At 43.2% G+C, this 13,744-nt stretch carries 13 protein-coding genes and 2 tRNA genes; 14 read left to right on the top strand and 1 reads right to left on the bottom strand.

Annotated features, from left to right (window positions below):
- Positions 1–2 precede the first annotated feature (2 nt).
- From RJD38_RS11130 to RJD38_RS11070, 13 genes are all read left to right on the top strand, one after another.
- Positions 3–79: transfer RNA gene (locus tag RJD38_RS11130), tRNA-Pro, on the top strand.
- Between the two features lie 329 nt (positions 80–408).
- Positions 409–499: transfer RNA gene (locus RJD38_RS11125), tRNA-Ser, on the top strand.
- Positions 500–967: 468 nt separating this feature from the next.
- Positions 968–1,624: a helix-turn-helix transcriptional regulator gene (locus tag RJD38_RS11120; protein WP_065545560.1), complete on the top strand. Its 657-nt coding sequence runs from the start codon at positions 968–970 to the stop codon at positions 1,622–1,624.
- Positions 1,625–1,651: 27 nt separating this feature from the next.
- On the top strand, positions 1,652–2,035 hold the full coding sequence (locus RJD38_RS11115; RefSeq protein WP_005593941.1) for a RidA family protein: 384 nt from the start codon (positions 1,652–1,654) through the stop codon (positions 2,033–2,035).
- A 39-nt stretch (positions 2,036–2,074) separates the two neighbouring features.
- Entirely contained in the window at positions 2,075–3,487 is a 1,413-nt protein-coding gene (locus RJD38_RS11110; protein WP_065545561.1) for a cation:dicarboxylate symporter family transporter, read from the top strand.
- A 76-nt stretch (positions 3,488–3,563) separates the two neighbouring features.
- Positions 3,564–4,886 (top strand): CoA-disulfide reductase, encoded by a 1,323-nt coding sequence (locus RJD38_RS11105; protein ID WP_065545562.1) that lies wholly within the window; start codon positions 3,564–3,566, stop codon positions 4,884–4,886.
- 268 nt (positions 4,887–5,154) lie between these two features.
- The gene (gene aphA / locus RJD38_RS11100; RefSeq protein ID WP_065545563.1) at positions 5,155–5,862 is read left to right on the top strand and encodes an acid phosphatase AphA; all 708 of its coding nucleotides are present in this window, start codon (positions 5,155–5,157) and stop codon (positions 5,860–5,862) included.
- Between the two features lie 579 nt (positions 5,863–6,441).
- Positions 6,442–6,885, top strand: coding sequence for a PTS sugar transporter subunit IIA (locus RJD38_RS11095; RefSeq protein WP_005593936.1), 444 nt, complete (start codon positions 6,442–6,444; stop codon positions 6,883–6,885).
- Positions 6,886–6,895: 10 nt separating this feature from the next.
- Positions 6,896–7,162, top strand: coding sequence for a PTS sugar transporter subunit IIB (locus tag RJD38_RS11090; RefSeq protein ID WP_005593935.1), 267 nt, complete (start codon positions 6,896–6,898; stop codon positions 7,160–7,162).
- Between the two features lie 11 nt (positions 7,163–7,173).
- Positions 7,174–8,526 carry a PTS ascorbate transporter subunit IIC gene (locus RJD38_RS11085; RefSeq protein WP_009387825.1) on the top strand — a complete coding sequence of 451 codons (1,353 nt, stop codon included), beginning with the start codon at positions 7,174–7,176 and terminating at the stop codon, positions 8,524–8,526.
- 53 nt (positions 8,527–8,579) lie between these two features.
- Positions 8,580–9,431: a transketolase gene (locus tag RJD38_RS11080; protein WP_065545564.1), complete on the top strand. Its 852-nt coding sequence runs from the start codon at positions 8,580–8,582 to the stop codon at positions 9,429–9,431.
- Positions 9,428–10,369 (top strand): transketolase family protein, encoded by a 942-nt coding sequence (locus RJD38_RS11075; RefSeq protein ID WP_005593932.1) that lies wholly within the window; start codon positions 9,428–9,430, stop codon positions 10,367–10,369. Before RJD38_RS11080 ends, RJD38_RS11075 begins: the two co-directional genes overlap by 4 nt.
- A 162-nt stretch (positions 10,370–10,531) precedes the next feature.
- On the top strand, positions 10,532–11,260 hold the full coding sequence (locus RJD38_RS11070; protein ID WP_005593931.1) for a GntR family transcriptional regulator: 729 nt from the start codon (positions 10,532–10,534) through the stop codon (positions 11,258–11,260).
- Between the two features lie 29 nt (positions 11,261–11,289).
- Here the strand turns inward: RJD38_RS11070 and RJD38_RS11065 are convergent, their stop codons facing one another.
- A complete protein-coding gene (locus tag RJD38_RS11065; protein WP_032073033.1) occupies positions 11,290–12,498 on the bottom strand; it encodes an IS4 family transposase in 1,209 nt (402 codons plus the stop codon).
- A 234-nt stretch (positions 12,499–12,732) separates the two neighbouring features.
- Between RJD38_RS11065 and RJD38_RS11060 the strand changes: the two genes are divergently transcribed.
- A complete protein-coding gene (locus RJD38_RS11060) occupies positions 12,733–13,641 on the top strand; it encodes a glucosaminidase domain-containing protein (RefSeq protein WP_065545565.1) in 909 nt (302 codons plus the stop codon).
- Positions 13,642–13,744: the final 103 nt, after the last annotated feature.

Raw genomic sequence — 13,744 nt, 5'->3', positions numbered from 1 at the left:
ATCGGACTGTAGCGCAGCTTGGTAGCGCACCGTCATGGGGTGTCGGGGGTCGGAGGTTCAAATCCTCTCAGTCCGACCATACACCTTTAAAAAGAGAGCTTCGGCTCTCTTTTTTTGTTTTCTGCTCGTCCTAAAAACACCACTAGTCGAATCTCAATAACTTGTCAGCCGGACGACTCCCCATAACGATTGCTCCTGAGCCTAATAAATCCAGAAATCAGAGAACTAACCAGCTTCATCCATAACACTATCTGTTCAGCAAATAGGCTTGTTTTTATTTCAAAATCAAACATATAGAACACAAAACAAGCAAATAAAAAATAAAACCGTTAAATCGCTCAAAAACAAGGCAAACAATCAATTTAGGGGTTTACAAGGATCTCCGACCTATATATTATGCGTCTCAACGGAGAGATGGCTGAGTGGTTTAAAGCACCGGTCTTGAAAACCGGCGTGGGTTTATAGCCCACCTAGGGTTCAAATCCCTATCTCTCCGCCACATTTAGAAAAGCCCGCTAAGCAATTAGCGGGCTTTTTGCTATTTGAACCAATCACAAGACTCGGAGACTTTACCAACCAGAGCTCATAGCTCTGTTGTAAAAAGCACAGCCAGTCCAAGGCAATTTTAAGTGATGGTCTAATAAGAGGAATGTCTTCCTTTATGGTAAGCAACGATTTATAGGCGCGATAAGCCAAACTTTCAAACTTGCTGAAGATCATAAAATAAGTAGAAACCTCTCACTTTAGTGCTACTTTTTTAAACTATGATTTAGTTTAAAAAATTCAACCAACACCAATGAAAAATAGTGATATCGTTCGAAAAACAATCACACCAGCCACCCATTTGCGCCCATTTTAAGTGACCTAGGACACTTAATTTTCAGTTTACAAAAGTTTACTGCTATTGCCGAATTACCACTAAAGAGTTAGCTTAGCTGCATAAAGTTTAATTTTGTAAACCCAGACCATGAATGTAAAACAAGTTCGATTTACTGATGAAGATCGCGAGTACCTCAACAACTACTTTCGCGTAGCTGACACCATCGCAGATTTAATTGGCGCCCATTGTGAAGTGGTTATCCACTCCTTTGAAAGCGTGGATCATTCCGTGGTTAAAATCGTCAATGGTCACCACACCGGACGCAAAATTGGCTCACCTGTTACCGATTTAGGTTTAAAGGTTTGGCGCACATTCGATCAAACCGGTGAAGTATCACCTAAAAGTTATTTCACTAATGCCACCGACGGATCTCTTCTGAAATCGACAACTTGCATCTTGGCGGGGCCAAATAAAAAAGCCATCGGTATGTTGTGCATCAACATGAACTTGTCTTATCCGTTTCCTGAAATTGTCAAAACTTTACTGCCACAATCAGGTGCCTCTTTAGTGAACGAGAACTTCAGCAACAATGCTAATGATGTCATCAACCAAGCACTCGATACTGCCATTGCGGAAGTCGAACTCGATGAGTCCATTACGATGAAGGGACGTAACAAAGCGATCATTCGCTGCTTGTTTGACAATGGCATTTTTGAGCTTAAAGAGACGACCACACAAGTATCCGAACGACTTGGCATTAGCCGCCAAGCTGTTTACAAATTTATTCGCGAATTCAAATCATAAAAAAGTTAATCATTTAGGAGTTACATAGTGAAACAAATCATTGCGACTGAAAAAGCCCCTGCGGCTATCGGCCCGTACTCTCAAGGTACCGCATACAGCGACTTGGTGTTTACTTCAGGTCAACTTCCTCTTGTGCCTGAAACCATGCAATTTGTTGAAGGTGGTATCAAGGAGCAAGCACGTCAGTCTCTAGAGAACTTGAAAGCGGTGCTTGAAGCGAGTGGCGCTGGTCTAGACAGCGTGTTAAAAACAACTTGCTTCCTATCTGACATGGAAAACTTTGCCGCGTTTAACGAAGTATACACTGAGGTTTTTGGCACTGAGAATGCACCTGCACGCTCTTGTGTTGAAGCGGCAAGGTTGCCAAAAGATGCTTTGGTTGAAGTTGAAGCAGTTGCCTTCAAGAAATAACCATTATCAGCAAAATATGGGTATCAATAGGAGATTCTCATGAGTGTTTCGTTTATTGGATTAAGTGTTCTGTTTTTTGGCTTCTACGCCTTACTGTCAAACTTCAAAAAACAGAAGAAAAGTTTTAACTTCCGCGTACTGAGCGCCCTTGCAGCCGGCCTTTTATTTGGTGGCGCAATTCAACTTGTTTTCGGCGTGGGTAACGTCGCGACTAGTGGTTTTGCTGAACTAATTTCAGTGTTCGGTAAAGGCTACATCAAGCTGCTACAAATGATCGTTATTCCACTTGTTTTCGTGGCAATGATCTCTTCAATCATGAACGTTGAAGGTGGCGGCGCGCTGTCTAGAATCGCACCAAAAATCATTGGTATTCTACTTTTCACTTGTGCGATTTCAGCAGCCGTTGGTATTGCTGCCATTTACCTATTTGGTATCGATGCAAACGCATTGGTTAGCACCATGGGTACTAACAGCGCAATCGAAGCGCGTGGTGATTCACTGATCGCAACGCAAAACGCGATGGCGAACAGCGGTCTATCAGGCATGGCTCTGTCTATCATTCCAACCAACATCTTCGACATGCTAACCGGTTCTCAGCGTACATCAACGCTATCAACCGTTCTGTTCGGTATGTTCCTTGGTTACTGTATCCTACAAGTTAAAACTCGTAAGCCTGAAAAAGTACAAAACTTTGTTGATTTCATCAACGCGGCTAAAGAAGTGGTTCTTTCAATGGTTCGTGAGATTCTAAAGCTAACGCCTTACGGTGTGTTTGCTCTGATGACGACGTTCATGATGACCAACGATTTGTTCGCTTTAGCTGAAATGGGCCGCTTCCTAGTTGCAAGCTATGTAGCCATCGGTGTGATGTTCGCTATCCATTTCGTGATGGTGTCAATGTTTGGCTTATCTCCAGCTAAATTCATGAAGAAAACGTGGCCTGTATTAGTCTTCGGCTTTGGTTCTCGTTCAAGCATGGCCGCTATCCCTCTTAACGTTGAAGCACAAACACAACGTTTAGGTGTAGATGAAGAAACCGCAAACATGTCTGCCACCTTCGGTACCAGTATCGGTCAGAACGGTTGTGCGGGTATTTACCCTGCAATGCTTGCTATCATGGCAGCACAAGTGATGGGTATGCCAGTTGATATGAGTTTCATCCTGCAGCTGATTGCCGTTATCGCAATTGCTTCATTCGGTATCGCCGGTGTTGGTGGCGGTGCAACGTTTGCCGCAGTGGCTGTATTGACTATCATGGGTCTAGACATCACGGTAGTAGCGATTCTGGTTTCAATTGAAGCTCTGATCGATATGGCACGTACTGCGCTAAACATCTCAGGTTCAATGCTATCAGGTGTGTTAACCGCGAAGAAGAATGGCTCACTCAATCTTGAGCAATACAATTCAGACAATGGCGCTGTTAGCGCTAAAGAGAGCGAAGCGGCAGCTTAATCTCTTGGTTTAAGAAAGAGCATCCACTTTGGGTGCTCTTTCGTTTTTCAGAATTTCAGTTATTTAGGTAGTTAAAATGAAAGTTGTTGTCATTGGCGGTAATGCCGCAGGTATGAGCTTCGCTGCAAAATACAAAAGAAATCAACCATCAAGCGATGTCATCGTGATTGAAAAACGCGACTACATTTCGTTCGGCGCTTGTGGCCTACCTTACTTTGCAGGTGGCATGTTTGATGACACGGAACGTATGATTTCTCGTACACCTGAGCAAGCTATTCAATCAGGTTTAGATGTTCGCGTTAACACCGAAATGGTGGCGTTGAATCGCACTGAAAAACAAATCACGCTTCGCCATAACGAAGCAGAAAGCGTGTTGGATTACGATCTGCTGATTATCGCAACTGGCGCTCGTCCTATCCTACCTGCTTTTGGTGAATACAACCCAGAGCATGTCTACACTCTTACCAGTCAAGAAGATGGCCTGGCGGTTAAAGAAGCTTTTAAAGACCGCAGCAAACAGCGCGTTTGTGTGATTGGTGCAGGCTTTATTGGCCTTGAAGTCTTTGACGCAGCCCATGGTCTGGACAAACACGTCACCATCATTGAGCGTGAACAACACATCATGAGCCGCCAATTCAGCCCAGAAATGATCACGGTTGTGGAAGAGGCTATTCGTGAATCAGGTGCCGATCTGAAAACCGGTTGTAGTGTTTCCGCTATTGCTGATGCACCACAAGGCGGTTATATCGTATCAACAGACAATGGTGATGTTGAAGCGGATATCGTACTCCTATCACTCGGTTTTAGACCAAACACAGAAGCATTCGAATTGGCTAAAGCGACCAACGGAGCACTGCTTGTCGATGAGTTTGGTGCGACGGAAGATGCTCACATCTACGCAGTCGGTGACTGTGCGGTTGTTCATCATATGGCGCTTGGTCACTCAATGTATTTGCCGCTGGCAACAACAGCCAACAAACAAGCTCGTATGATGGCAGATAACCTTGCAGGCAAAGACACCCATATGACCGGTTTCTTAGGCTCATCATGCTTAAAAGTATTGGATTACGAACTCGCATGTACCGGTGTCTCTGAACTGTTGGCCAAAGAGCATAATATGGCCGTCAAAGCCTCGACGATTGCAGATAAAAACCAAACTGATTACTACCCGAACCAAGAAGATATTAAGGTTAAGTTAGTGTACCACCCGGAGACACACGTTCTATTAGGTGGTGAAATCATCGGTAAAAAAGGCGCGGTGGGTCGCGTGAATGCACTCGCAGTCGCGATTGTGGCCAAGATGACCACTGAACAACTCGGCTACATGGACTTCTGCTACGCGCCACCTTTCTCACGTACGTGGGATGCACTAAACGTGGCAGGTAACGTCGCTAAGTAAACTCATTCGACACTTAAATAGCATTCTAAATTAACCAATTAATACAGGGCCTTCTGGTTAGATGGCCCTTTATCTTTAGGCTCTTCAATGCCTTTTGTCATCCATTGACACGTCAAGAAAAAAACCAACAATATTACATTACGAATACACTACATAAAAATTGTGATCTGAACTGCATAACACCAATATCCTGAAGAGTAAGCTGCGGGCGTCAGGCGATACCGGCCTAGACATCCAAATTTAAATACGCTCATCCAAAGGAACAATCATGCGATTTACCAAACCTTTAACGCTTGCGATCAGTGCCCTTCTATTAAGTTCATCTTTCGTTTCAGCCGCACCACTAGAAACGATTGATATGCAGTCTTATATTGCTCAATCTCCAGCCACTGGAGCTTACCAAGATATCGATTGGGTAACCGTTTCTGATATTCAGAAAGAGCTACCTAAACACCCAATTACCGTGGGCTTAGATATTGATGACACCATGCTATTCTCATCACCTGCGTTCTACTATGGTAAACAAAAATACTCTCCAAACTCTTTCGATTACCTTAACAATCAAGAATTTTGGAATGAAGCTAGTACTGGTTTAGATCAGTTCTCTATTCCTAAAAAATCGGCGCTTAAACTCGTAAATATGCACCTAAAGCATGGTGACACGGTTTATTTTGTTACTGGTCGGACGGCCCCTGAAGGTCAAGAAACCGTAACCACATTGATTCGCAATCTATTCCCTGCTGAATACCGTGACCAAATCAAACCGGTTGTATTTGCTGGCGGTTTAGAGAAAGAAAAACAACTGAAAACGGCAAATATCACGATGTTCTACGGTGATGCTGATGCCGATATTACGAGTGCTCAGCACGTTGGTGCAAAAGGTATTCGTTTCCTACGCAATGCTCAGTCAACCAACAATCCAATGCCTCAAGCAGGCAAATATGGTGAAGCAGTATTGATTGATTCGAACTACTAATTCATTCGATTTTCGAGCCACCATTCATCAATTGATTCATGAATGGTGGCTTTTCATTTTGTCGTGTCTATTTCTGTATGGATTAACGGCTTAATAACATGATTGAGTCGCACATGGACCCGCGTACAATCACCCACCCTATGGAAAAAATACAGAGCAGATAGCCACAACCTCTTCTTAAACCGATCGCTTCCATTTAATTTATTCCTGTTCGCCGCTTTTATTTCTCTTTACATCTCCTTCTGTTGTTATTTTTATTAAAAAAAAATCAACACTAGCAACACTTATCCACCACCTAACTAGAACATTGAATTTAATTTTTAATTCAAATTAATACTTCCTTGATATTTCACATAGCACCAAGTACTGACGAATAAAACCCACACACCTCACAAGTTTACCCCCACATATTAGAGATAAACACAAAACTGTGATTCCAAAGACAGCAATGGAAATTAAATTTTAACCCTTGGATTATTGAGAGAATTATCACCTTATTTATTTTTTAACTCTTATAGCATTACCTGTATAGACAGCTTTGATGGTGTATATCAAGGTTAACGTAATAAAGGTAAACATATGCTTTCAACTCTCCTTACTGAACAGCGCATCTCTATTGTTGATGACATTTCAAACTGGCAGGATGCCATTCATCTGGTATGCCAACCATTAATTGAGTCTGGTGATATTCAACCTGAATATGTTGATGCCATCATCAATTCAACTCTAGAACTTGGCCCTTACTACGTTCTTGCCCCGATGATTGCTATGCCACACGCTCGTCCAGAGCAAGGCGTTAACAATAATGCTCTATCCCTACTTGTGGTTCGTAATGGCGTTGAATTTCACAGCGAAGATAACGATCCAGTAAAAATTCTTTTGTTGCTAGCGGCTAAAGATAGCAACCAACACATCGAGCTGATCACCTCTATTTCAGAATTCTTCTGTAGTGAAGAAGATGTATTAGAAGTGTCAAAGGCTCTAGAAAAACAACAAATTATTGAAACAATCAAAAAATTCTGAGGATAAAACTATGCGTATTATGGCTGTATGTAGCACTGGTCTAGGTTCTTCTTTCATGATCGAAATGAAGGTTAAAGAAGTGATGCGTGAATTAGGTATCGATGCAGAAGTTGAACATACCGATTTAGGCTCTGTAACCCCAGACATGGCTGATGTTTTTATTTGTACAAAAGATCTTGCGGACAGTATTCATGCTGGTGATGTTATTTCAATTCCAAACATTACCGACAAAGCAGCAATGAAAGAAAAAATCGAAGCTTACTTAAATCGTAACTAAAGGAACTTATTATGCTCCATTTTATTACTGATATTCTTAGCACCCCTGCAATACTGATTGGTTTAGTCGCCTTATTAGGTTTGGCTATCCAGAAAAAATCGAGTTCTGATGTTATTAAGGGCACGATTAAAACCATTCTTGGCTTCATTGTTATCGGCGGTGGCGCTGGTATTCTGGTTGCCGCAGTTACTCCAATGGGTGTACTGATGGAAGAAGGCTTCAGCCTTCGTGGTGTGATCCCAAACAACGAAGCAATCTACGCAACTGCAATGGCGGATTTTGGGGCGGCAACTTCAATGATCATGGCATTCGGTATGGTGGCAAATATCTTCTTTGCTCGTTACTCAAAATTTAAGTTCATCTTCTTAACTGGTCACCACACTCTGTACATGGCATGTATGATTGCCATTATCCTAAGTGTTGCTGGCTTTAGCGGCGCGATGTTGGTGTTCTTAGGTTCAGTGAGCTTAGGTCTAATCATGGTGTTGTTTCCAGCGATGGCACAGCCATTCATGCGTAAGATCACCGGTAGCGATGATGTTGCATTTGGTCACTTCTCAACGGTTGGCTATGTTGCTTCGGCTCTCGTTGGTCAAGTAGTCGGTAAAGGCTCAAAGAGCACTGAAGAAATGAATCTACCGAAGAACCTTGTGTTCCTTCGCGACTCTTCAATTTCTATTTCGCTAACCATGGGTGTGATCTACTTAATCCTTGTTCTAGCCGCTGGCTCTGAGTTTGTTACCGAAAACCTAAGTAATGGCCAAAACCCAATTGTTTACGCCATTCTGACTGCAATCGGCTTTGCTGCGGGTGTATTCGTTATCCTACAAGGTGTACGTCTAGTACTTGCTGAAATCGTACCAGCCTTTACCGGTATTTCACAAAAATTGGTACCAAATGCAAAACCAGCACTAGATTGCCCTATCGTATTCCCTTACGCACAAAATGCGGTACTTATCGGTTTCCTATGTAGTTTCTTAGGCGGCTTGGTCAGCATGGGTATCTTGGGTGTGATGGAGCTAACGCTTATCCTTCCAGGTGTGGTTCCTCACTTCTTTACTGGTGCAACAGCAGGCGTGTTTGGTAACGCAACTGGTGGTCGTCGCGGCGCTGCAATCGGTGCTTTCGTCAACGGTGTGGTTATTACGTTCCTAACACTATGGCTACTGCCTGTACTTGGCGACCTAGGCTTTGCCAACACAACATTCTCTGATTCTGACTTCGCAGTTACAGGTATCTTCCTTGGCTACCTAGCAATGATTGGTAAAGAAGCAGTAATCATCGGTATCGCACTTGTTGCTGGTGCTGTACTAAGCACTAACTTCTTAGGCAAGAAATCTGCTGATACTGCAGAAAACATCTAAATTCCTAGCGGGCTGTTCCCCCAGCCCGCTCTCTCCTATTTTCCGAGGTTATTATGCCTACTAATGAAATGCAGTCTCCACTCGACCTGCGTCAAATCGAATCGTTTAATTTATCGATTAAAAAAGAACTTTCTAAAGCATTATTAAATATGGGCTACGGCCACTTTGGTGGCTGCCTATCTGTCACTGAAACCTTAGCTTGTTTGTACGGTCGCTACCTAAAACACGACCCACAAAATCCGCAAATGAAAGACCGCGATCTATTTGTTCTTTCTAAAGGCCATGCTGGCCCAGCACTGTATGCCACACTCGCGCTACGTGGGTTTTTCGACCTTTCTTGGCTGCAAACTATCAACGCTAATGGTACTAACCTACCAAGCCACGCTGATATGAATAAAACGCCTGGCGTCGACATGACCACTGGCTCTCTGGGCCAAGGTATCTCATGCGCGACAGGTATGGCTGCGGGTTCAAAATCGAACGTTTTCACTATCGTCGGTGACGGTGAGCTACAAGAAGGCCAATGCTGGGAAGCGATTCAATTTGCTGCCCACCATAAGCTGAGCAATCTCGTTGTTTTTGTTGATAACAACAAGCGCCAACTAGATGGTGACATTTCTGATATTCAAGAATCTTTCGACCTACAGAAAAAGTTTGAAGCTTTTGGCTTCCAATCTCTGGCTGTTGATGGCGCAAATGTAGGCGCTATTTGTGATGTTATTGAACAAGCCCTCGCGACCACTGATCGCCCGACCGCCATCATCCTAGATACGGTTAAAGGCCAAGGCATTCAAACGGTTGTCAATATTTCAGCTAACCACCACCTACGTCTAGATGATGAACTTCGTGCCGCTATTGAAACTGACATCGCTCTGTTAGACAAAAAAATTGAGGAGCTAAAATGAACAAAGAACTTCGAGTCATTCATGCGGAAATGTTAATTGAATTAGCAGAGCAACACGATGACGTAATGGTATTAGAAGCCGATTTAATGGGCAGTATGAGCACACGTAAATTTGCCGATGCTTTCCCGAATAATTTCCTGCAATGTGGTATCGCAGAAGCGAATATGATCGGTGTTGCCGCTGGACTAGCAGCGGTAGGTAAAGTGCCTTTCGTTCATTCATTTGGCTGTTTCGCAACACGCCGTTGTTATGATCAAATCTTCCTTGCGGGTGGTTACGCGAAGCAACATATCAATATTTTTGGTAGTGATGCGGGCGTTACTGCAGTCACTAACGGTGGCACTCATATGCCATTTGAAGATACTGGTCTAATGCGCCTCGTGCCAAACGCTACTGTGATTGATGTGTCTGATGAGCATGTATTACGCGCTGCTATGCGTTACGCATACAACAACAAAGGCGTTAACTACATTCGTTCTACTCGAAAAGATCTTCCACACTTACATCAATCGGAAGCTGATATTGAAATTGGTAAAGGTAATGTACTAAAAGATGGTGAGACCATTACCCTTATCGCGTCTGGTATTTGTGTGCACGATGCAATGCAAGCCGCAAATATGATTGAAGCACAAACGGGTCATAGTGTTGCTGTAATCGACATGCACACAATCAAGCCACTTGATAGTGAGTTAGTCGCTAAATTCGCGGCTAAAACAGGCTGTGTGATTACCATTGAAAACCACAATGTCATTGGTGGCTTGGGGGATGCTGTCGCTTGTGAACTTCTTTCATCTGGTGTTGCGGTAAAACAGTTCCATAAACTCGGCGTACAAGAACAATATGGCCAAGTTGGCTCATTGGATTTCTTAAAAGAAACTTATGGTATCAGCGCAGCGAAAATTACCGAATTCTGCCTAGAAGTTCTAAATAAGCGTTAATCTTTGTTTCATTTAGGTTTCATTGATGAAATCTAAATGGCTTTTTTAAATGCTTAGTGTCACTTATACTGACGACTGGTTTTATCTAGACCCAGTCGTCAGTTTGATCTTAGCTCAAATTTTTCCTTATTTTCTAGTCGTATATAAATAAATAGAATACTTATGACGTTAGCGTTAACAGGCAAAAAGCAAATTGTTGTCGAGTTTATTGAAAGCAAAATTGCTGACAATAAAATACCGGCAGGTGAAAAGCTCGATACCGAATCAGGAATAGCTAAAGCCTTAGGTATTACTCGAGCGACCGTCCGAGAAGCAACACGTTATTTGGTTGAAAAAGGCAGTATCTATCGCGTTAACGGTTCAGGCCTTTACGTCGGTGCACCAAACAAACAAAGCAGCGGCAATTTCCATGTTCTCTCTCCATTCGACCACCAAGCTCAGCAAGCCGGGCAAAGCGCTGTTCGCCAAGTACTTTCCAGTGCGATTATTGAAGTTCCTTCGGTGCAAATCGCTCACGCTCTTAGAATAAAACCGAATGAAAAAATTTATTACCTTGAGAGGCTAATGAGTTTTGGCAACATGCCTGTTTCATTCGAAAAAATTCATATTCCAATCAACGTTTGTGATTCATTTGAATTCAATAAAGTCGAAGAATCAAAATACAGTTATATGGAGCAATTAACAGGCAAGAAAGTCCAGTTAAGAGAGCAAGATATTTCTGCCTTCAACCTTAGCGATGCTGGGCTCGCTCAATTACTCAAAGTCGACGAAGGGCAAGCAATGATTGAACTGCGTGAACTGGTTTCTTTTGATGATGGCACACCATTTGAATATACCGTCGCGACCATTAACAGTGATTTATTCAATATACATCAAGTGGTCAGAAGGTAGATAGAAAGGCATAACGCTGAGGGATCCCCTCATAATTTCCCCAAAGCACAACCATGTTTGAATAGATTTTGAGCAAGCAGGGTTGCAGCCGCGAGCAAGTCTTCCCTCGTTATTGTGTAGCCAGAATGCCGCAAAACTTCCATCCCTAAGCGCACTGTTGAGAGTACATTTCGATTTTTGACAGTGTTAGCTTGGAAGTGCTTATCCCAACCTTGTTTCTGACCATGAACTCCAGCAAGCCAAAATGTCAGTTGAAGCATTAGGGCGATTAGCAGCATGATATCAAAGCGCTCTGAGCTGCTAGTTCGGCTATGACGGAGGCCTAAACCGTAGGCTGGGCTTTTCAAGTCTCGGAAGGTTTCTTCAATTTGCATACGCTTCGAGTAGAGCCTAACAAGTTGCTTTGGTGTTCGGATTTCAACGGGCAAGTTAGTCGCTAAAACCCATGGTTCTTTTGTCGAAGCGGAGTAGATTTTAGGTGACGGATGATGACAATTAGTCCGTGTCGAACGCTGATTTTTTCGGCCTTTAGGACGTGATTTATACAGTGCAATTTGACATGAAATTGGGTTGCTCTTAGTCAACCTCTTATAGCCTAAAGTCTTTGAGCGACTTGAGGATATGCTATGTAAGTTGCTGATAGGTTGCCAGTTTTCCGCACCTAAATCTGCATATTGCACTTTCCCTCTGACTCGACTTAACCAGTACCAACCTAGCTTTTCAACGGATTTATACCATGGCACTTTAAAGCCAGCATCACTGACAATGAGCGGTGTAGTGTTACTCGGTAGAATGCTTGCAAGGTCGGCTAGAAATTGGTCATGAGCCTTCTTTGAACATTGCTCTGAAAGCGGAAAGGCTTTCTCATAAAGAGTAATAGAACGACCATGTAGTGCCACCGAAGCCCGCAATACCATAAGCCGTTTTTGCTCACGAATATCAGACCAGTCAACAAGAACAATGGGCATCGAATTACCTGAACAGATAAAGCTGGCATGCCAACGGTATACAGCGAGTCGCTCTTTGTGCAAGTGACGATTACCTAACAATCTGTCGATTCGTTTGATGTTATGTTTTGTTCTGGCTTTCGTTGGCAGGTTACGACCAAGTTCGGTAAGAGTGAGCGTTTTACATTCAAGTAATGCGTGGCAAGCCAGCGTTAAACTGTTGAGTCGTTTTAAGTGCAATTCAGGGCAGAATTGGTAAAGAGAGTCGTGTAAAATATCGAGTTCGCACATCTTGTTGTCTGGTTATTGATTTTTCTCAGAACCATTTGATCACATGACAAGATGTGCATCTACCTTAAATTTATGATTTTTATCAAAATCATTAGGGGATTCCTCAGGGCATAACGCTGACGAGCTCATCAACTATCTAGTAACTATTTGCATAATATGGAATTCTGGGAGGATAATGTTCGCCTATACTAATTTAGGTTTATAAGCCTAATGATAAACAAAGGAATGGTAACGATGTCCTTATTAAAGCCTGTTTTTGCAACTTTTGCTTGTTGTTCTCTGTTGGTTTCAACGTTCACTCTCGCTCACGATAAGCTGCCTCTTTCTCCTGATCAGCTCAGCCAACCTTACCCAAATATTGAAGTGCAAACGCTGCACTCAGCACCAGAACTGATTACGCTATTTAAACAGCACCATTACCAACTGGATAACGTCGCAAAGAGCTCAAGCTTACCGGCATACTTTATTGAAAACCTCCCAGATGATCTCAACAACCTGCCGGTAGAGCAAAAAACATCCGGGTTTATTCGCTTACTACTACCAACCATCCAAGCGGTTAACGATCAAGTTTTAGCCGTTCGCGATCAAATTGAAGCGCTTGCCGATAAACCTGCAAGCGAGTGGTCAAGCAGTGAAACGCAATGGCTCAATCAGCTCTATGCTTCATACAACGTCAAATCGAATAACATCCAAGATCTTCTGCTGCATGTGGATATTATTCCCGTCGGTATGGTGCTAGCGCAAGGCATCGATGAAAGTGGTTGGGGAACCAGTCATTTCGCCATCAAAGGTAATAGCTTGTATGGTGAACATCTTCCTGCTCATGGCGGTAAATACCTCACAACTCCAGGCGGACATGTCAAAGTTGCGGCGTTTGATAATCTTTATCAAGGCACGGCCAGCTATATGCACAACCTCAATACCACCGGTGCCTACCAAGAACTTTGGCAACTACGCCATCAGTTACGTGGGCAAAATAGGCTAACAGGCCATGCACTTGTGCAAGCCTTATCACACTACTCTACTCGTGGTGAAGCCTACGTAGACAATCTACGCGCACTCATCAAACACCACCAGCTCGACAGCTTCGATAATGTCAAACTCGATAGTCAGCAAAGTCTGCGCATTCGCTTCACCCACTAAGCCATCTCCGTTCCCACATAAAGCAGTACCCAGCACAAGTGAAGGTACTGCTTTATCACTCACACCTCTGTCAAAATTCGGTCATAAAAGCCATTCTTACCCT

The sequence above is a fragment of the Vibrio scophthalmi genome (genome assembly GCF_040869025.1).
Taxonomy (GTDB): Bacteria; Pseudomonadota; Gammaproteobacteria; order Enterobacterales; family Vibrionaceae; genus Vibrio; species Vibrio scophthalmi.
This window is presented reverse-complemented; position numbering and strand designations above follow the sequence as displayed.